Here is a 19,693-nt window from a genome sequence, read left to right as displayed (position 1 = left end):
CTTATACTTCTACCATTTTAACTTTGTTGGAAGAAAAAGTCAACGAAAGACTGCTTACACATCACTTTTTGTGGTATTGAAAACCTTTTTAACAGTTTCAGGAAGGTCCTGGAGAGAAATGGTGTATTGAAATTCTTTTTTATTTCCTTTGTTCAGAGTAACAGCAGAAAAATAAATTCTTTCTGCAGATCCGGTTTTAAATGGATTCATGTCTGAATATTCTTCCAGCACAGCCTCCTTCATCATCTGTTTTATTTCTGCAGGGTCTGTAATCATTATATACGGGTCTTCCTCATTCTCATAAGTGTAACGGTAATCTTTATGCTGCTCCTTCTCTATACGAATCGCTTCAACCAATTCCCGGTCATCCCACTGGTCAACATCAACCTGGCATTCCTTGAGCAGCTCCAGCGTATTGGTAAAGGAAGAATAAAGCGGATAATAACCACGTTCCGTAATATCCCCATATTTTCTAAAACTCTGGTCTTCTTTTCTCTTGGTCTCTAAAAACGCCTGTGTTTTCGTAACAAACTGGATAGAAGCAATGGGATTTTCCTTCTGCATGGTTTCTGCTTTTAAATTTTTTAAATCTTCCTGATATACGGCAAGTATCTTTTCAGTCATCGCCTTCTCAGTCCCATTTCTATCAAGACTTGCCATACTTTTCTGATCGCCCCGGTCCACTCTTACCCACGCAGTTTCCTCAGGAGTCTGGAGAAAAATCGGATAAATGGCTTTTAAAAACTCTGGATTTTCATAGATTCTCACAATCTCAGGTCGTGCCATTTCTCCGGGCAGCTTATAAGACCGGTATACTTTCTTTCCATTTTTCAAATTATATCTGATTGAAAAGGAATATGTTCTCTCATATTCCCCTATATTATCAGACTGTTTATCCACTTTCTTTATCTCCTGATTTCGTTTAATTGAATCCCTGGCAAGAGAAAGAACTGGTGTAACATCCTTTAGTTCCATATGGTTTAAAATGTATTCACTGGAAGACTGATGCTCCCATTGGTAACCATTGTGCATCGCGTTCACTACTTCTCCATATGAAACCCAATTATTTGCATTCTCAAAGTCAATACCAACCGATTCAACTGCATCTTCTGCTGGAATATAATTATCATATCCAATGACATCATATCGGAAACCGCAAAACACAGCGCCTGCAATGACAGCAGAAACCAACATCTGTTTCCAATGAGAAAACAGTTTTCGGAAATCAAAATGATAAATGATTTCTATGGAACAATGGGACAAGAGCAATCCGCAAAGCAATCCAAATACAGCCCAGCCCAAACCGGAATGAATAAACCAGAAGAAGATACTTCCGCTAAGAGCAGACAAAATTACAATGGGGATCCTTACAATGGGCATACTGACTGGAAATGCCATGGCTTTTCCTGCAGCCTCTGACCCTCTTTTTTTATAAAGCCACAGTGAAAGAAGTGCCAGAATAACTGTTCCAACCCCAACTGCGCCAAAACGAAGAAGCATACCCCCGGATATAATTTCACCGTCCATCTTATCTATATTTTTCATAAAGAGACCAATCGGAGAAAACCTATCTATATAATCCCCAAATGCAATCCCTCCCACATCATTATAGCTGGTAATAAAAAATTCCCGATAACACATTTCTAAAACTAAAAGAAGAATAATTGCATAAAAATTAAATACTGCAGTTCCAAGAATTCCTACCAGAATGTTTCCTGTAAGCATCATCGCAAGCACCGTTACGGTGTAGAGCATGGAATAATGAAGTAAAAACAATAAAAATCCGGTTAACGCAGCTCCAGATACTTCCCCTGGAGTAATTCCATTGGCAGCAGCAACACCCATTGCCAGAATCAGATTGATTCCATAGGAGGCAGCTACAATAAAAAGTCCATTAAAATAGTTGACACAAAACAATTGATTTCTTCCTACTGGAATGCTGTGGTAAAAATCAACTTTCTGTCTGGAATGGAGATAGGTAAAACCGGTTACCCCTAAAATGAGAGAAAGTAATATAACCAATGCAGTCATATATCCATTCTGAAATCCCAGCCAGGACTGAACCTCTGTAACAATATACTGACGAATTCTCTCCTCCTTCATATTCCCATCAATCATGAGGGCTTCTCCTACAGGAAGAACGAAGAAAAACAACAGAAAAGTTACTGCCACTGACCAAAGGCGCTGTTTTAAATCCTCTTTTATAAGATTAAAAAATAAGCTTTTTGATGTCATAACCAGCCACCTCCGTTTCACTAATAAATATTTCTTCCAGGGATAATGGTATCATTTCATAAAATACCGGTCCATAGGATTCCATAACACCCTCAACCTCCTCTTTGTTCCCCCGCACAGTTATTGTGTGAAGCTTTCCTCTGACCTCAGTCTTGATCCGGTTTAACGCCGTCAGATCATCGGCTGTCATTCCCTCCTTAAGCACACACTGAACCTTATGTATGTTAAGCTTCATATCATCAAGATCCTTAGAAAGCAGAATTCCGCCTTTGTGAAGCAAACCTACATGGTCACAGATATCCTCAAGCTCCCTTAAGTTGTGAGATGCAATAATCGGCGTTAAATTCCTTTCTGCCATATCATTGGCAAAAATACTCTTTACTGCCTGACGCATAACCGGGTCCAGTCCGTCAAAAGTTTCATCACAAAAAAGATACTCCGTATTGGCGCAGATACCACAGATTACCGATAGCTGCTTTTTCATTCCTTTGGAAAAAGTCTGAATCTTCCTTCTCATCTCCAGTCCAAAATTTCCCATTAAAACTTGAAATCTGGCGCGGTCAAATTCCGGATAGACTTTGCTGTAAAACTCCATCATATCAAACGGGGTTGCATTGCTGAAAAAATATTGATCATCGGAAATATAAAAGAACCGTCTCTTTGCCGTTTCATTTTCATAGACAGCTTCCCCTTCAATGGTAACGCTTCCTTCATCAGGTTTTAAGATACCGCTGAGCATTCTGAGAAATGTACTTTTTCCCGCTCCATTGGTTCCAATAAGTCCGAATACATTGCCCTGGCGTATCTCAGCGCTTACATGGTCTACCGCAATCATATCGTCAAATCTCTTTGTTAAATTTTCTGCTTTAATCATCTGATATTCTATCCTCCCCTGACAAATATTCTGGTTCAGTCCAGCCCCTGGCAAGCCAGGTATGAACTTTATCTTCTGTAATTCCCGACCGCTTCGCCTCGTCGATCCATTCACCCAGTTTTTTTCTTAATTCCCCATTTTTCAAAGCAAGAATAGAACTGGTATCCGTAACATAGCTTCCCTTTCCTTTAACAGAATAAATAAATCCTCTACGCTCCAGTTCTGCATACGCCCTTTGGATGGTATTGGGATTGATGGATAAGTCTGTGGCAAGACTCCGAACGGAAGGAAGTTGACTATCCTGCTCCAGTACACCGCAAATCATGAGATCTTTTAACTTTTCAACAATCTGCTCATAGATCGGTCTGCGGTCTTTATAATCAAGCAATATCATATTCCACCTCCTACATCTGTATTAATACATATAATACACTTAATATAGCAAAATGTCTCTGATTTGTCAACCAGAGACATAAATTTTTCTCTAACTTCTTCTGTCTTCTACAATCAAAACTCTGATGGCATTCTGGATGAGAGTCCAATTAAACACATACAGCGTATAAGACACATTGCCTCTGACATACAGATTAGAGGTCAGGAGTATATTGGAACCGGAGGTATTACTGCTGGATACATAAACCACATAATACCTGGTTGTTGCATATTGGAAATTGGTAACCTGTTTATAATCAACCTCCTGAAACACCACGCTGCCTCCGTTTAGCATCACATTAATCCTCTGATTTGTCAAAGAGAGATTACACACTCGAAAGCACCCGGTATTGATTCCTCCATTACACAGCATATCACTGATTTCCATAACATCAAGTCCATCCTCTGTATTTATAATTGCCATTGTAATAGAACCTTTCAGCGAAATAGAAATCTCTTTTCTCAGATAAACCTGATTGGCATCATCCGTGATTGTAATCATCTGTACTTTTGCCGATACACGTCCATACTGGGTCATATCGCCATTTGATAATCCATTTACGGTCATCTGATCATTAATGTAAACCAGGAAAGGAGGATATCCGGCTGCTGCATTTAAAAACCTCACCAGCCCTACCTGATCGGAATCACAAAAATAGCAGGGAATAATTGGCTTGGGAAACATTGTAATAATTGATCCCCATGGTTCATTTATCTCCCCTCCCTCAGAAGGTGTCTCATAAACCGGTTCCGTACCTGGTGTATCATTCTCTTCCTGTAACTGAACTGGTTCTGGCTGTTCTTTTATATTTTTATCTTTTTTTTTCGGCATATAAATTAAATTTCCCATAAAAACCTCTTTTTATGATTGTTATATAATAAGTTTATTCCTTTCCTCACAGGCAGTGCCTGTCTGGTCCTTTTTGACGATAAACCAATCGCAATAATAATTTTATAATACTTTACTATATTTGGTTAAATTTAAAGACAAAATATTATCATTTAATTTTATTGGTTTTATTTTCAATATAATATCTAATTTCACAAATATTTTTTCTATAATTTTTGTTTTTTGTGTATTATACTGATATTACATTTATTTTACAAATAAGTCTTTAAATCCACTGTTAATTAAAGTATAATATACCAGTATCATACAAAAGAAAGGAAGGTTACAAATATTATGAACGAGTATGTAGCAATGTGGAAAAATTATTTTAATTTTAAAGACCGTACCAGTGTTAGAGGTTATTGGATGGCAGTTTTATTCAATATTATTGCATTCATTATTCTGGCAGTTTTAATGAATGTGGTTAAAGTTTTAGCATTTGTTTATCTCATTTATGCTCTTGCGGCAATTATTCCGTCTTTGGCTTTAGTAGTACGCCGTTTACACGATTCTAATCGTTCTGGATTCTGGTTTTTTATCCAGTTTATCCCTCTTATCGGCAGTATTTATCTTATTGTTTTACTGTGTAAGGAAAGCGAAAACAACAATAATCAATTCGGTACCACACAGGTGTAAAATCCCGTATTCTATACAAAGAACCTCATGGCAGTTTTGACAAAGCCATGAGGTTCTTTTATGTAAAAAAGCCCGGACGACATCGCCCGGGCTTTTTTTAAGACTAAAAACAATTAGTCATTTCCGTATAAAGTAACAAGTCTCTGAAGATATTCATATCTTGCCTTTGCATCTGCTTCATTCTTCTCAAATAATTCAGCAGCTCTCTCAGGATTCTTCATTACTAAGGAAGCGTAACGGACCTCACCCTTTAAGAATTCCTGATATCCTTCTAATGCTGGAGCTTTACTGTCTAAAGTAAATCTCTTCTCAGCAGCAGGATTGAATCGGAAGTTATTCCAGTAACCACACTCAACAGCCAATTTTTCTTCTGTCTGAGCTTTGGACATTCCCTTCTTGATACCATGGCTGATACATGGAGCATAAGCAATGATTAAAGATGGACCTGGATATGCCTCAGCTTCAGCAATTGCTTTCACTGTCTGTGCATAGTCAGCACCCATTGCGATCTGTGCTACATAAACATAACCGTAGCTCATTGCAATACTTGCTAAATCTTTCTTCTTAGTCTCTTTACCACCTGCAGCAAACTGTGCTACTGCACCAGTTTTTGTAGACTTAGAAGACTGACCGCCTGTATTGGAATAGATCTCTGTATCAAATACCATGATGTTGATATCCTTGCCGCTTGCAAGAACGTGGTCAACACCGCCGAAACCGATATCATAAGCCCAACCGTCACCACCAAAGATCCACTGGGATTTCTTAGCCAGGAAATCTTTGTCTTTCAGAACTGCCTTGCTTAATTCACAGTCACAGCCCTCTAAAGCATTTACTAACTTGTCGGTAGCTGTTCCGTTGGTTGCACCTTCACTAAATGTGTCAAGATATTCTTTACATGCTGCTTTTACTTCATCAGTAGCTTTCTCAGAATTAAGGATCTCCTCAATCTTTGCCTTTAAACCGCCTCTAAGTGCAGTCTGAGCAAGAAGCATACCATAACCAAATTCAGCATTGTCCTCGAATAAGGAGTTAGACCATGCAGGACCCTGTCCTTTTTCGTTTACCGTGTATGGTGTAGATGGTGAAGAGTTACCCCAGATAGAAGTACATCCTGTTGCGTTAGCGATATACATTCTGTCACCAAATAACTGAGTAATTAATTTTGCATAAGGTGTCTCGCCACAACCAGCACATGCTCCTGAGTACTCAAGAAGTGGTTTTTTAAACTGGCTACCCTTAACTGATGTTTCTTTGAACTTTGTAATAACTTCCTGCTTGATCGGAAGAGTCTGACCGTAATCAAACACTTTCTGGGATTCATCGCAGTTTGCTTCCATATTAACCATAGTAAGAGCTTTTTCACCCTTCTTACCAGGACATACGTTCGCACAGGAACCACAGCCGGTACAGTCAAAAGCGGATACTGTGATAGCAAACTGATATCCAGCCATACCTGTCATAGGAAGTGTCTTCATAACGTCTGGTCTCTTAGCTGCTTCTTCTTCTGTTAAAGCAACCGGACGGATAACTGCATGTGGGCAGACATAAGAACAGAAGTTACACTGAATACAGTTATCAGGATTCCACTGAGGAATATTAACTGCAATACCACGCTTCTCAAATGCTGAAGTACCAGATGGTGTAGATCCATTCACATAATCGGTAAATGCAGATACTGGAAGAGAATCACCTTCCTGTGCGCTTACTTTAATCTGAATGTTGTTTACGAAATCAACTGCATCCTGTCTTCCGCCAGAGATTGTCTTATAGTCAAGACCTTCGTCTGCGCCGTTCTTCCAGCTCTCAGGTACTTCTACCTTAACAACGCCTTTTGCACCTGCATCAATCGCAGCCCAGTTCTTCTTAACAATTTCTTCACCCTTACGTCCGTAAGTTGCCTTAGCAGCAGCTTTCATCAGTTCGTTGGCTTTCTCAGCAGGAATGATTCCTGTCAGTTCAAAGAATGCAGACTGAAGAATTGTGTTGATACGGGTTGGTCCCATACCGGTTTCAATACCGATCTTTACACCATCGATGGTGTATAACTGGATGTTGTGATCAGCAATGTATTTCTTAACCTGGCCAGGTAAATGCTTATCCAGACCATCTTTGTCCCAAGGACAGTTCAGTAAGAAGATACCGCCGTCTACCAGTTCCTGAACCATATTGTACTTACGCACATAGGAAGGATTGTGGCATGCAACAAAGTTTGCACGGCGAATCAGGTATGTGGATTTGATTGGCTTATGTCCAAAACGCAGGTGAGACATGGTAACACCGCCGGACTTTTTGGAATCATAATCAAAATATGCCTGAGCATACATATCTGTATTATCACCAATGATCTTGATGGAGTTCTTATTTGCACCTACAGTACCATCGGCACCAAGTCCCCAGAACTTACAGTTTGTAGTTCCTTCTGGAGTTGTAACGATAGGAGCACCAGTTTCAAGAGAAAGATGTGTTACATCATCCACAATACCGATGGTAAACGGAGTCTTTGTCTTGTTTGCATATACAGAAACGATCTGTGCTGGAGTAGTATCTTTAGAACCAAGGCCATAACGTCCGGTTAAGATCTTAACCTGGTCGAACTTGCTTCCTTTAAGAGCAGCAACAACATCTAAGTATAATGGTTCACCTAAAGAACCTGGCTCTTTTGTTCTGTCTAAAACAGAGATTGTCTTAACAGAATCAGGAATAGCATCAATCAGAGCGTCCGCACGGAAAGGTCTGAAAAGACGAACTTTAACAACACCAACTTTATGGCCGGCTTTTGTCAGATAGTCGATGGTCTCTTCAATTGTTTCATTAACAGAACCCATGGAAATAATTACATGATCTGCATCTGCTGCTCCATAATAGTTAAACAGTTTATAATCGGTACCGATCTTTGCATTTACCTTGTCCATATACTTCTGTACGATCTCTGGAAGAGCATCATAATATGGATTGATCGCTTCTCTTGCCTGGAAGAAGATATCAGGGTTCTGAGCAGAACCTCTTAAGTTTGGCTTATTTGGATTTAAAGCGCCGCGACGGAATTCATCAACTGCATCCATGTTAAGCATGTCTTTTAAATCTTCATAATCCCATGTTTCGATCTTCTGAATCTCATGTGATGTACGGAAACCATCAAAGAAGTTAATAAAAGGAACTTTGCCGTCCAGAGCTGCCATATGAGCAACTGGTGTTAAGTCCATAACTTCCTGTACGCTGGATTCACATAACATTGCACAACCGGTCTGGCGGCATGCGTATACGTCTGAATGGTCACCAAAGATAGATAAAGCATGGCTTGCAATTGCACGTGCAGAAACGTTAAATACTGCTGGAAGCTGCTCGCCTGCGATTTTATAAAGGTTTGGAATCATAAGTAACAGGCCCTGAGAGGCTGTATAGGTGGTGGTCAGCGCACCTGCTGCTAAGGAACCATGAACTGCACCTGCTGCTCCTGCTTCAGACTGCATCTCTGTAATCTGTACTGTCTGACCGAAGATGTTGGTTCTCCCGTCTGTTGACCATTCATCTGTGGCTTCTGCCATAGGTGTAGATGGGGTAATTGGATAAATAGCCGCTACATCAGTATATGCGTAAGACGCATGGGCTGCTGCATGGTTACCATCCATGGTTTTCATTTTTCTTGCCATTTTAGATTTCCTCCTGCAAATGTGAATATTGATAAATAGTTCCCATAATGGGAAAGTGACCTGACATTATTATAACAATTATTCAACAAAAAGCAAATAATAAAACTGGAAAATAAAGTATTATTTTTCAAACAATCGGGAAAAAACAAGACTGGGCAGAATAATATGTCCAGTCTTGTCTATAAATAGCCTTTTATTGGTTCAGTGGATTAGGAGGAACAATGTTCTCAGCAGGAGCTGTCGTTTCTTCTGCGGCACTGGTCTGAGGCTGTGATTTTGATGCTTCTGTCTCCGGCACACTCTTTTCAGAATGTGGCTCGGCGGCTGTGCTGCTTACCGGAGATTCATTCGGATGCGGAACCGTACTCTCTCCACTTCCGTGGGAACTCTCCCCTTCACTGGAAGCCGGAACCACAACGCCTGAGGTATTTCTTTTAATGGTTGCAGGCTTTCCACGATAAGTGCTGTTATGGAAGAATTCATCGCTTACAACAGTGCCATCCTTTTTTGTCACCAGATTCGTTACCCAGCGACTGCCTTTTTTCTCCGCTTTTACAATTTTTTCGATTCCAGGCTGAAGACTCTGATCCTCTTCATATACCGGAGCCGGAGCATTCAACTCGGCAGTCTTTTTAGACGTCATGGAAAGGGTAACCCCCTGTTCCAGTATGGGGATTCCAACGATTGAAATCTTTAGCTTCTGGCTTGCAAAACTGGTTCTGATTGCGATTGCACTGGAAGAATTATTCACAAATCTCATATCCGGTCCGCCAAAACTTACCATAGCATCCTCTCCTGGCGTAACATAGGCAGGCTCATAACTGTGGGCATGACGCTCTGTGGTTGTAAGACCTGCAAATACAACTGCATTATATAGTGTGGAGGAAACCTGACACACACCTCCGCCAGGTTCCTCAACCAGCTCTCCGTTGAGATAAGCTCCTGCAGGGCGGTATCCCTTGGCAGGAGAACGCTCTCCGGTTGCCTTATTGAAGGAAAATTCTTCTCCCGGTTTCAGAATCAGACCGTTCAATGCTCCGGAAGCCAATTCAATATTTTTATTTCTGGCACTGTTGGAAGTGGTGGTTGTGGTATAAGTTCCAATGACCTTATACATTTCTTTTGCCTGGGCTTCTGAAATCTTCGGTGCCACTTCCCTTCCCGATGCTGCAATGGAAGCAGAAAAATTCTTTGCTTTTATCTGAGCGGATATATCTGCCGCAAGCTGGTCCGCATCAATTGCAATACCATTCTTTTCCCCGGAATAAATGAAGGTTCCAGCCGCTTTGTCAAACCCCGAGATGGAACCATTCTGTGCCGGAACGTTCCACTTCTTTGCAGCAGCGTCAGCCTCAGCCTTAACGGCTTCTTCCATGCCTTCTGTATCCAGTGTGTAGTTTTCTTTTGGATCTTTGGTATAAATTTCTTCTAAAAGAGCATCAATCCTGCTCTCCAAAAGATTCTTTACCTTATATTCCTCGTTATGATAGGTAATTTTCATTGCCCATGGATATTTGTTCTTGATCGCCTCTCTGGCTTCGTTTTTTGACATTCCAGTAATGGTAAGTCCATCTACCTTTACGTCCTTTTTTAATTCTGTCTCTGCCGCAGTGGATGAATTCCCCTGGGTCTCCTTTGCCTTATGACCGCCAATATACTTTACAACAGCCATAATACAAATTACCGCAGCAACTGCCAGAATAATCCCAAAAAGAATCTTTGTAATATTGTATTGAGAACTACGCTTTCTCTTCTTTCCGTGTCTTTGCTGATAAGAACCTGAGGACCTGTATGACTGGCTTGTCCTCCGCCCGGTTTTTGATGTACTTCTTTTGGTTCCACTTTGGGAGGAACGGGTTCTTCCTCCGCTTCTTTGCCTGTTATCCACCTGACTCATTTACTTCACCTTTTTACATGATTATGTAGTATTTTATTGAGTAGTATACCACAATTTATGAGAAATGCTATTACGATTTTATGAATTTTCCCACTTAATTCTGCTGTTTTTTCCACATTTTACAGAACCAAAAAAACATGTTACTATAGTATTACTAAACTATTTCATTTTGGAGGTTTTTTATGAATTTTGTCGATCTACACGTTCATTCCAATGCTTCGGATGGCACCCTCTCTCCTTCTGAAGTAGTGTCCCTTGCACAGGAAAAAAAACTGACTGCCATTGCTTTGACAGATCATGACACCATTGACGGTCTTGCCGAAGCAATAGAGACCGCTTCAAAAACTGATGTGGAAATCATCCCCGGAATTGAACTTTCCTGTGCCTACGAAAAGGGGGAGATTCACATTCTGGGACTTTTTGCTGATCCTTCTGATCTTCATTTTTCCGCTCAGATCAACGAGTTAAAAAAACTCCGTGATAAACGCAACGAAGAGATGATCCGCCGTTTTAACGAAGCCGGTATCCCCATTACCTTAGAAGAAATATGCGGCGGTAATCTTAAAACGGTTATCACGCGAGCCCATTTTGCCCGTGTACTCTGTGAAAAAGGATATGTATCCACCATGGATCAGGCTTTTAAAAAATATCTGACCTATGGCACCCCTTACTGTCCCCGCAAGGAAAACATCACACCAGAACATGCAATGGGGCTTCTTACCAGTATAAATGCTTTCCCGGTTCTTGCCCATCCATATCTTTACCATCTTGGAGATAAAAAGACAGAAGAATTAGTCTGCTATCTAAAAGGGCTTGGACTTTTGGGTCTGGAGGTTTATCATTCTTCAAACAACCAGTACGAAAGCGGAAAACTTAAGAAACTGGCTAAAAAATATGGTCTTTTTCCTACCGGCGGCTCTGATTTTCACGGAAGTAATAAACCAGATATTGATTTAGGCACAGGAAGAGGTGGTCTGCGGATCAGTTCCCTTCTTCTTGATGATATAAAAAAATTCAGAAAAGAAAATGCCTGATACAATTAACCGATCTTTCCTTCATCCATGAAGCCAGCCAGTTCTATTGCAAAATATGTAATTAAAATATTGGCTCCTGCACGGTAAATACTGATTGCTGACTCACAGATAATATTTTCCTCATCTATAAATCCAGCTTTTGCCGCTGCTTTTATCATGGCATATTCTCCGCTGACACTGTAAGCTGCAATCGGTATATCATGACGATTAGAAACCTCTCTTATAATATCAAGATAGGAAAGTGCCGGCTTCACCATGATAATATCCGCACCTTCCAAAACATCTAATTCTGCTTCCTTTAAGGCTTCTTTCCGATTATGATAGTCCATCTGGTAACTTTTACGGTCTCCAAATGCCGGAGCAGAATCCGCCGCTTCCCTGAACGGACCATAAAATGCAGATGCGTATTTGGCAGAATATGCCATAATAGGAACTTCTGCAAACCCTGCTTCATCAAGAGCCTGCCGCATTGCTCCAATGCGCCCATCCATCATATCGGAAGGAGCAATCATATGGGCACCTGCCTTGGCATGTGAGATGGCAATGCGGTTTAAAAACTCAAGAGTTTTATCATTATCCACGCTCTCGCCGTCTAAAATTCCGCAGTGTCCATGAGAAGTATATTCACACATACACACATCGGTAACGATATATATGGAGGGGTAATTTTCTCTGATATAGCGGATCGCCCTCTGAACAATTCCCTCCTCATCATAAGCCTGGCTTCCACAGGAGTCCTTATGAGCTGGTATACCAAACAGCAGGACCTTTTCCACACCAGCCGCAATAAGACGGTCCATAATCTGATAAAGCTGATCCACGCTGTAGCGGTACTGCCCTTCCATGGTTTTAATCTCTTCCTTAATCCCGTTCCCATCCACTGCAAACAGAGGATAGATAAGGGACTGTCTGGAAACTCTGGTCTCTCTCACCATTTTTCTTAAAGCATCTGATGTCCTCAGTCTTCTGGGTCTGTATAATATATCCATGTGACTTTCCTCCCTTTTATTCCTGTCCTATTATACACCGTCTTTATGAAGATTCAAGTAATTCTTGCAGTGACGCAAAAGATTGCTTATAATGGTATTTGTATTATACCAAATCGAAATGAGGTACTGCTATATGGAGGAATTTTACCAGGCGATCGAAGAAAAGATACGCATGACAGGCTATCAAAGCCCGGTAAGCGGGGAAGAAATCTATAACGACATCTGCGATGAGATGGAGGGAAAAGAACCTGGGGCTTATATTTTCATGTCAAAAAAAACGGATGATACTTTTTTTGAATATAAAATCCAGATTTTCGAAGATCAGTTTAATCTAAGCGCCATTGATATCCATACTCCGGATCAGATTTATCACGCAGATTTTGATTAACGCTTTATAGCACATGAATGCACAAAAACAAGCCTTGGTATGGGCTTTTATAACCCATACCAGGGCTTGTTTTCATGTGACTGATATGATTTTTATATAAACTGCCACAGAGATTCCTTTACAGCCTCCCCTTACGGTTTCGTTATCTTTTGCTTTTTTAACTGATTCGACTGATTTAACCTGTGGTTTACTGTCTCCCGGAGAAGCGTGTACAAAACTGAACAGAGGGGAATAAATATCAACATCCCCACCACTCCCATCATGCTTCCGCCAATGGTGACTGCCACCAGAACCCAGATGGAAGGCAGCCCAACAGAATTCCCTACTACATGAGGATAAATTAAATTGCCTTCGATCTGCTGAAGCACAAAAAATATAATCAGAAAAATAAGAGCATTGACAGGATCAACCATCAGCATTAAAAATGCCCCGATAACACAGCCGATAAACGCTCCAAACATAGGAATCAGCGCCGTAAATGCAATCAGAACTCCGATTAAAAGCGCATAGGGAAGCTTAAAAATAGACAGTACCACAAAAAACATGGTTCCCAGTATTAGTGCTTCCAGACACTGTCCTGCAAAAAAGCTGGAGAAGGTCACATAAATCAGGTTCACAATTTTAAGTGTCTTCTCCGTTACCGCATCGGGCAGATAAGCCTTCATCAGCTTTTTAAACTGGCGGCACAGTGTCTCTTTTTGAAGCAAAATGTAGATTGCAAATACAAAACCAATAAAAAATGTAGTTACTCCGCTTATTATGGATACAGCCGCCGATACGGTGGAAGAAAGAACATTTCCTGCACCAGTAGATAAAAATTCAATCACCCGTTCAAAGAAAGATTTCCAGTCAATTCGAACTCCGTTAATATAATCTGCAATCTCCGGATACTGGGCAAATAACAGTTCCAACTCCTCTTTTATGCCTGTAAGGAACGCCGGTATACTGTTTTGAAGACTTATTAATGTATCAAAAACCTGAGGCATAACAACGAAGATAACAAGAACCACAATTCCCACAACAAATAAAATGGACAGACAGAGACTTAAGGGTCTTGTTATTTTGCTTCCCTCTTTGGACGGAAGCAGCTTTTCAATCTTCTGCATGGGCAGGTGAATAACAAAAGCCATCACTCCCCCTAAAAGAAGTGGGGTGAAAAACCCAAATAATTTTATAATAAATAGAAACAAACTCCGGTAATTAAAGCCAGCCACCACCACTGCTACCGTAAAAACAATGAGCCAGCGAATCTTCTTTATTGTCGTATCATTTAAATCCATTCTTTTCTCCTTCTGCTTCTTCCTCAAATACACTTCTGATTGCATCCGCATCTGCCAAAAAGGTGCCCTGTACCATATTGCTGCTTCCGCCTCCTTTGCCATTAAGCTTCTGATTCATTCTCTTGCCAAGCATGCGCATGTCCAGGCTGCTGCTTCCCATGGCATATTGATAGGTGCCGCCTGCTCCTGAGCAGACCAACACAACACTTCCTTTTCCAGCTTCATAAAGCATTGTGCAAAACTTTCTTAGTTCCACCGGAGCCAGTCCCTGTTCAAAAACAAGAAGAGGGTTTTCTGAATTTAAATATTCCATGGTTTTTCTTTGCAGCAGTTCCTGGTACATCTCATTGATTGTTCCATCTTTTTTCAGACTCTCTTCTTTTAATTTTGCCGCAGAACAAAGAACCCGATCCGGCTTTGAAGAGAATAAAACAGAGAGTGCACTCACTGTCTTCTGCTTCTTTCTGTAATCAGAAAGAGCCATCTTCCCGCATAAAAGGCTGATTCTTACGCCTCCCTTATAGTTTATCATTCCTGTCACCTTAAGCAGTCCAATCTCTCCTGCGGCAGTTACATGGGTTCCGCAGCAAGCACAAACATCTCCTCCAGGGACTTCAATAATACGGATCTGCCCCTCTATCTCCTTTTTGCTTCGGTAATCCAGAGAAGCCAGTTCTTCCCTGGAAGGATAATACTCCAGTACAGGCACATTCTCCCATATCAGTTCATTCACCTCGTCTTCTATGGATTCAATCTGTTCCCATGTAAGAACTCCATTAAAATCAACGGTTATCTCATCTTTTCCCATATGGAACCCAACATTGTCAAATCCATAATGCTTATGTACCACCCCAGAAAAAATGTGCTCCCCAGAATGATTCTGCATATGTTGAAACCTTCTCTCCCAATCAATTCTCCCCACTATTGTGCTGCCAGCAGGTATGGGGCTGTCTGTTATATGAAAAATCTCCCCAGCCCTTTCTTTTACATCAAATACTGCCACATCTCCTAATGCTCCCATATCAGCCGGCTGTCCTCCGCCCTCCGGATAGAAAGCAGTCCTGTCCAGAATCACTTCATAAAAGCCTGTCTTCTCTGGTCTGCAATCCAAAACCTGTGCTTCAAACGTTTTTACATATGGTTTTTTATAAAATAATTTTTCCATGATTTGCTCCTCTTTTCCCGTTGTTACTAATTATACACAACAATTGGATAAGTTCAATCACATCAAATCTAAAATTTTTACAAAAAATGTGGAAACAGTGGCAAGCTGCCGTTCATACAATTACAGTGTAAACAAATTATTTGGAGGAACCAATATGAGTGATCTGGCAGCAACTAATTGTGGATGCGGATGCGACAACGGAGGCGGGAGTGGATTTAATATAATCTGGCTTATCCTGATCCTCTGCTGCTGCGGTGGCGGCAATAGCGGTTGTGGCAACAGCTGTGGTGGCAATGATGGATGCGGTAGTTTTATTTGGATCATCCTTCTCCTTTGCTGCTGCGGTGGCAATGGTTTTGGTGGCGGAAATAACTTCTGCTGCTAAACAAAGAAAACATAAAATGAGGCCCGATCCTTTCAGGATCGGGTCTTATTTTGTTTAACGGGTCTTATTATTGTCCTGGCCCGGTCTTGTAAATCCACCCTGGCCTCCATTACCCCTGCCTGTGTTCCGGCTTTGTTTCCGTTTCATACATTCATCATCAACTTCATATACTGCATTTCCATCTATAATTAATCGGCTTCTCATATCTATATCACTCTCCTGTAATACTAATATATGCAGCTGCATATATTGTCAACAAGAAAAGTAAGGATCTTAAACCATGAATAATGAAGAAAATATCCGCGCAAATGATCTGGACTCCCTCATCAACGATAATCACATCCAAATGATGAAGGCTGCCCTGCCTTATATGAGCGTTACCCAGCAGCGTTTTATCTCCTACTTTGTAAAATTCAACGAACTGCAGCGCACTATAAACCTGTTTCAGGACGGGGAAGTCGCTGCAATGGGAATCTGCTCTGCCGGGGAGAAAAATACCACTGAGTCTCCCATTGACATGCTCAACACCATCAAACCTTTTGCCAATCCGGCTGAACAGGATTTTATTGACCTTATCCTGAACTTTTTTCAGGGATTTAAACTGGCTAACTCCTATCAGGACCCTATGCCAGGTTCCACAGTTCCGGTTCAGGCTCAATCAGACGGACAGGACAAATCCCAGAACACCCACAATAACCACAGGCAAAACAATCCTCTGGGAAGAATCCCCTTTGAACAGCTTAAAAACTTTATGCCTCCGGAACAACAGTCCCGCTTTGAAACCATGCAGCTTATGATGTCTGCAATGCAGCAGATGAATTAACCGGTTACCAGTTTCATGTACATAACCCGCCCAGAAAGGAAACAGCAGCCTATGAATAACAATTGGAAACAAGACCCCAGACTCAGAAAAATGAACCCGCAAAAAATCTCTCTTTTAAATGAATTTGCCTCAAGAGTAGAAAACACACCAAAAGATCAGCTTATGACCACTCTTTTATCCCTCAACGCAGAGGCGAGCCAGAAAGGCATTCATTTTAACGACGAAGAAACAGATCTTCTCATATCCATTATGAGCACCAATATGACACCAGCCGAACGAAACCGTATGGACACTCTGCGGATGCTTTCCCAAAATCTGATGAGGCGGAATAAAAAATAGCCAAAAGGACATTATGGCGATGTTACAATCACGCATAATGTCCTTGTTGGATATTCCATAATAGAATTTTTCTTACTTACAAACGATATTTACAATGCGTCCCGGAACATAAATCTCTTTTACAATGGTTCCTGTAATTTTATCCGGAATCAGCTCTTTTCCTGCTTTGATTGCATCCTCTTTGGTTACGTCAGCAGGGAGTGTGACAACTGCCCTGGTCTTTCCGTTTACCTGTACTGCAATCTCAACTTCGTCATCCTTCATGGCTTCCGGATCACTTTCCGGCCATTGACCATGGAATACAGAACCTTGCTGCCCCAACTGGCTCCACAATTCTTCGCCCACATGTGGAGCAAATGGGGCGAGAAGAATCACAAAGGTTTTCAGAGTCTCTTTGTCAATTCCGCCGGTTTTCTTTGCAAGTTCAATGAACTTGTTGTTATATTCCATAAAACCAGATATTACGGTATTTAAGTTAAACTGGTTAAATCTCTGGTCAATATCAAAAATCAGCTTATGACGCAGACGAATCATCTCTTTCGTTGCCTCTGTTTCCTTTTTGCTGCTTTCTGATACCAGATTCCAGAATCGGTTTAAGAAGCGGCTGACGCCCTCAATCCCTCTGTCATCCCACTCTGCATCAAGTTCAGGCGGACCTACAAAAAGTTCATACATACGAAGAGCATCGCATCCATAATCCCGCACCAGTTCATCAGGAGATACTACATTTCCTTTGGACTTACTCATCTTAATACCGTTCTTTCCAGTAATCATTCCCTGGTTAAACAGCTTTACAAATGGCTCATCAAAGCCAACTACGCCAATATCATTTAAGAATTTGGTATAGAAACGGGAGTAAAGCAGATGAAGCACTGCATGCTCCACGCCGCCGATGTACATATCAACAGGCAGGTATTGATCTGCTTTTTCTCTTGACACCAGTTCTTTCTGATTATGGCTGTCTACATAGCGCAGGAAATACCAGGAGGAACCAGCCCACTGAGGCATGGTATTGGTCTCTCTCTTTGCCGGAGCACCGCACTGAGGGCAGGTGGTATTAACCCATTCTTCAATGTCTGCAAGAGGAGATTCCCCTGTTCCGGTTGGCTGATAGCTTTCCACTTCCGGCAGACGCAAAGGAAGCTGATCTTCCGGCACAGGCACATTGCCGCAATGAGGGCAGTGAACAATGGGAATCGGTTCTCCCCAGTAGCGCTGTCTGGAAAATACCCAGTCACGGAGTTTGAAGTTAACGGTCTTTTTGCCTAAGCCTCTCTTTTCAATCATGGCTGGAGCTTCTTTTTTAAGAACAGAGGATTCCATTCCATTCCATTCTCCGGAATTGATCATGATTCCGCTGGCTTCGGTATAAGCTTCTGTCAGATTCTCAATCTCTTTTCCATCTTTTGCAATGACCTGAATGATGGGAATCTCAAACTTCTTGGCAAATTCAAAATCCCTGTCATCATGAGCCGGTACACACATAATGGCACCGGTACCATAATCAGCCAAAACGTAATCAGAAAGCCAGATCGGCACTTTTGCCCCATTTAACGGATTGATGGCATAGCTTCCGGTAAATACACCCGTCTTTTCCTTGTCCTGAAGACGATCTACATTGGACTTTATAGAAGAATCATAGATATATGCGTCAACGGCTTCTTTGTTCTCCTGTGTTGCAAGAGCTGCTGCCAGCTTATGCTCCGGTGCAAGAACCATAAACGTAGCACCATACAGAGTATCCGGTCTTGTTGTATAGACTGTGATTGCCTCTTCTCTACCTTCTACCTTAAAATCAATTTCAGCGCCATAGGATTTTCCAATCCAGTCGCTCTGCATCTTCTTTACTTTCTCCGGCCAGTCCAGCTTATTTAAATCATTAAGAAGCCGATCCGCATATGCTGTGATTTTAAGCATCCACTGTCTTAAATTCTTCTTTGTAACTGCGGTACCGCACCGTTCACAGCAGCCATTTACCACTTCTTCATTCGCAAGTCCAGTCTTACAGGAAGGACACCAGTTAATGGGGAATTCCTTTTCATAAGCCAGACCTTTTTTAAACATCTGCACAAAAATCCACTGGGTCCATTTATAAAATTCTGGATCCGTCGTATTCACTTCCATATCCCAGTCATACACCGCTGTGATCTCATTGATCTGACGTTTGATGTTGGATACATTCTCTGCTGTGGATTTTGCCGGGTGGACTCCCATCTTGATGGCATAATTTTCGGCAGGAAGACCGAACGCATCCCAGCCCATGGGATGAATCACATAATGCCCTTTTAAAATCTGATAACGGCTCCATACATCAGAGATTACATATCCTCTCCAATGTCCTACATGAAGACCACTGCCGGAAGGATATGGGAACATATCCAGACAATAGTATTTTGATTTTTTGCCATCGTTTACATTAATGGGGTTTTTCGCCCAGTTTTCACGCCACTTTTTCTCAATGGCACTGTGGTTATAAGCTGCTGCCATAAATCTTTCCTCCTTTTATTGAGTACCGGTAAAAACACAAAAAAAGCGTCTCAAGCTGCCCAAAGGCAACTATAGAGACGCAGAATCTACCGCGTGGTACCACTCTATTTCATACAAAACTCGTATGCTCTCAACGGATCTATATTATGATCCTCCCGCTGTAACGGACGGGTTCCGGCAATCCCTA

At 41.4% G+C, this 19,693-nt stretch carries 17 protein-coding genes and 1 other annotated feature (1 of these 18 cut by a window edge); of the genes, 6 read left to right on the top strand and 11 right to left on the bottom strand.

Annotated elements, in window-relative coordinates; genetic code table 11:
- Positions 1–54: 54 nt before the first annotated feature.
- The 4 genes from FAY33_RS00535 to FAY33_RS00520 form a co-directional block, all read right to left on the bottom strand.
- On the bottom strand, positions 55–2,235 hold the full coding sequence (locus FAY33_RS00535; protein WP_143318817.1) for a DUF6449 domain-containing protein: 2,181 nt from the start codon (positions 2,233–2,235) through the stop codon (positions 55–57).
- Positions 2,210–3,109 (bottom strand): ABC transporter ATP-binding protein, encoded by a 900-nt coding sequence (locus FAY33_RS00530; protein ID WP_143318816.1) that lies wholly within the window; start codon positions 3,107–3,109, stop codon positions 2,210–2,212. The genes FAY33_RS00535 and FAY33_RS00530 overlap by 26 nt, the downstream gene beginning before the upstream one ends.
- The gene (locus FAY33_RS00525) at positions 3,102–3,503 is read right to left on the bottom strand and encodes a GntR family transcriptional regulator (protein ID WP_143318815.1); all 402 of its coding nucleotides are present in this window, start codon (positions 3,501–3,503) and stop codon (positions 3,102–3,104) included. Before FAY33_RS00525 ends, FAY33_RS00530 begins: the two co-directional genes overlap by 8 nt.
- A 90-nt stretch (positions 3,504–3,593) precedes the next feature.
- Positions 3,594–4,391, bottom strand: a complete 798-nt coding sequence (locus tag FAY33_RS00520) for a DUF4397 domain-containing protein (RefSeq protein ID WP_143318814.1) — start codon at positions 4,389–4,391, stop codon at positions 3,594–3,596.
- Positions 4,392–4,724: 333 nt separating this feature from the next.
- On the opposite strand from FAY33_RS00520, the gene FAY33_RS00515 reads away from it, so the two are divergent.
- The gene (locus tag FAY33_RS00515) at positions 4,725–5,066 is read left to right on the top strand and encodes a DUF805 domain-containing protein (protein WP_143318813.1); all 342 of its coding nucleotides are present in this window, start codon (positions 4,725–4,727) and stop codon (positions 5,064–5,066) included.
- 113 nt (positions 5,067–5,179) lie between these two features.
- Here the strand turns inward: FAY33_RS00515 and nifJ are convergent, their stop codons facing one another.
- Both nifJ and FAY33_RS00505 read right to left on the bottom strand, forming a co-directional pair.
- Positions 5,180–8,719, bottom strand: coding sequence for a pyruvate:ferredoxin (flavodoxin) oxidoreductase (nifJ, locus tag FAY33_RS00510; RefSeq protein WP_143318812.1), 3,540 nt, complete (start codon positions 8,717–8,719; stop codon positions 5,180–5,182).
- Between the two features lie 193 nt (positions 8,720–8,912).
- Positions 8,913–10,616: a VanW family protein gene (locus FAY33_RS00505; RefSeq protein WP_143318811.1), complete on the bottom strand. Its 1,704-nt coding sequence runs from the start codon at positions 10,614–10,616 to the stop codon at positions 8,913–8,915.
- Between the two features lie 182 nt (positions 10,617–10,798).
- Here FAY33_RS00505 and FAY33_RS00500 point away from each other — a divergent pair, with 182 nt between their 5' ends.
- Positions 10,799–11,650 carry a PHP domain-containing protein gene (locus FAY33_RS00500; protein WP_143318810.1) on the top strand — a complete coding sequence of 284 codons (852 nt, stop codon included), beginning with the start codon at positions 10,799–10,801 and terminating at the stop codon, positions 11,648–11,650.
- Between the two features lie 5 nt (positions 11,651–11,655).
- Here FAY33_RS00500 and hemB read toward each other — a convergent pair whose 3' ends face one another.
- Positions 11,656–12,639 carry a porphobilinogen synthase gene (gene hemB / locus FAY33_RS00495; RefSeq protein ID WP_143318809.1) on the bottom strand — a complete coding sequence of 328 codons (984 nt, stop codon included), beginning with the start codon at positions 12,637–12,639 and terminating at the stop codon, positions 11,656–11,658.
- 133 nt (positions 12,640–12,772) lie between these two features.
- Here hemB and FAY33_RS00490 point away from each other — a divergent pair, with 133 nt between their 5' ends.
- Complete coding sequence (locus FAY33_RS00490) at positions 12,773–13,027, top strand: hypothetical protein (RefSeq protein WP_143318808.1); 255 nt, start codon at positions 12,773–12,775, stop codon at positions 13,025–13,027.
- A gap of 131 nt (positions 13,028–13,158) precedes the next feature.
- On the opposite strand, the gene FAY33_RS00485 is transcribed toward FAY33_RS00490, so the two are convergent.
- Positions 13,159–14,307, bottom strand: coding sequence for an AI-2E family transporter (locus FAY33_RS00485; protein WP_143318807.1), 1,149 nt, complete (start codon positions 14,305–14,307; stop codon positions 13,159–13,161).
- Positions 14,294–15,472, bottom strand: coding sequence for an alanyl-tRNA editing protein (locus tag FAY33_RS00480; protein WP_143318806.1), 1,179 nt, complete (start codon positions 15,470–15,472; stop codon positions 14,294–14,296). Before FAY33_RS00480 ends, FAY33_RS00485 begins: the two co-directional genes overlap by 14 nt.
- Before the next feature lie 154 nt (positions 15,473–15,626).
- Between FAY33_RS00480 and FAY33_RS00475 the strand changes: the two genes are divergently transcribed.
- Complete coding sequence (locus FAY33_RS00475) at positions 15,627–15,857, top strand: chorion class high-cysteine HCB protein 13 (RefSeq protein ID WP_143318805.1); 231 nt, start codon at positions 15,627–15,629, stop codon at positions 15,855–15,857.
- Between the two features lie 54 nt (positions 15,858–15,911).
- Here FAY33_RS00475 and FAY33_RS19205 read toward each other — a convergent pair whose 3' ends face one another.
- A complete protein-coding gene (locus tag FAY33_RS19205) occupies positions 15,912–16,061 on the bottom strand; it encodes a hypothetical protein (RefSeq protein ID WP_185967443.1) in 150 nt (49 codons plus the stop codon).
- Between the two features lie 76 nt (positions 16,062–16,137).
- Between FAY33_RS19205 and FAY33_RS00470 the strand changes: the two genes are divergently transcribed.
- Both FAY33_RS00470 and FAY33_RS00465 read left to right on the top strand, forming a co-directional pair.
- Complete coding sequence (locus FAY33_RS00470) at positions 16,138–16,680, top strand: hypothetical protein (protein ID WP_143318804.1); 543 nt, start codon at positions 16,138–16,140, stop codon at positions 16,678–16,680.
- Positions 16,681–16,731: 51 nt separating this feature from the next.
- Entirely contained in the window at positions 16,732–17,019 is a 288-nt protein-coding gene (locus FAY33_RS00465) for a hypothetical protein (RefSeq protein ID WP_143318803.1), read from the top strand.
- A 72-nt stretch (positions 17,020–17,091) separates the two neighbouring features.
- On the opposite strand, the gene leuS is transcribed toward FAY33_RS00465, so the two are convergent.
- On the bottom strand, positions 17,092–19,506 hold the full coding sequence (leuS, locus tag FAY33_RS00460) for a leucine--tRNA ligase (RefSeq protein WP_143318802.1): 2,415 nt from the start codon (positions 19,504–19,506) through the stop codon (positions 17,092–17,094).
- Between the two features lie 70 nt (positions 19,507–19,576).
- Positions 19,577–19,693: a binding site (T-box leader), on the bottom strand; it runs 131 nt beyond the window's last position.

The organism is Clostridium sp. HBUAS56010, assembly GCF_007115105.1.
Lineage (GTDB): Bacteria > Bacillota > Clostridia > Lachnospirales > Lachnospiraceae > Lacrimispora.
The sequence above is the reverse complement of the archived record's forward strand: the minus strand, read 5'-3'. Positions and strand labels throughout refer to the sequence as shown.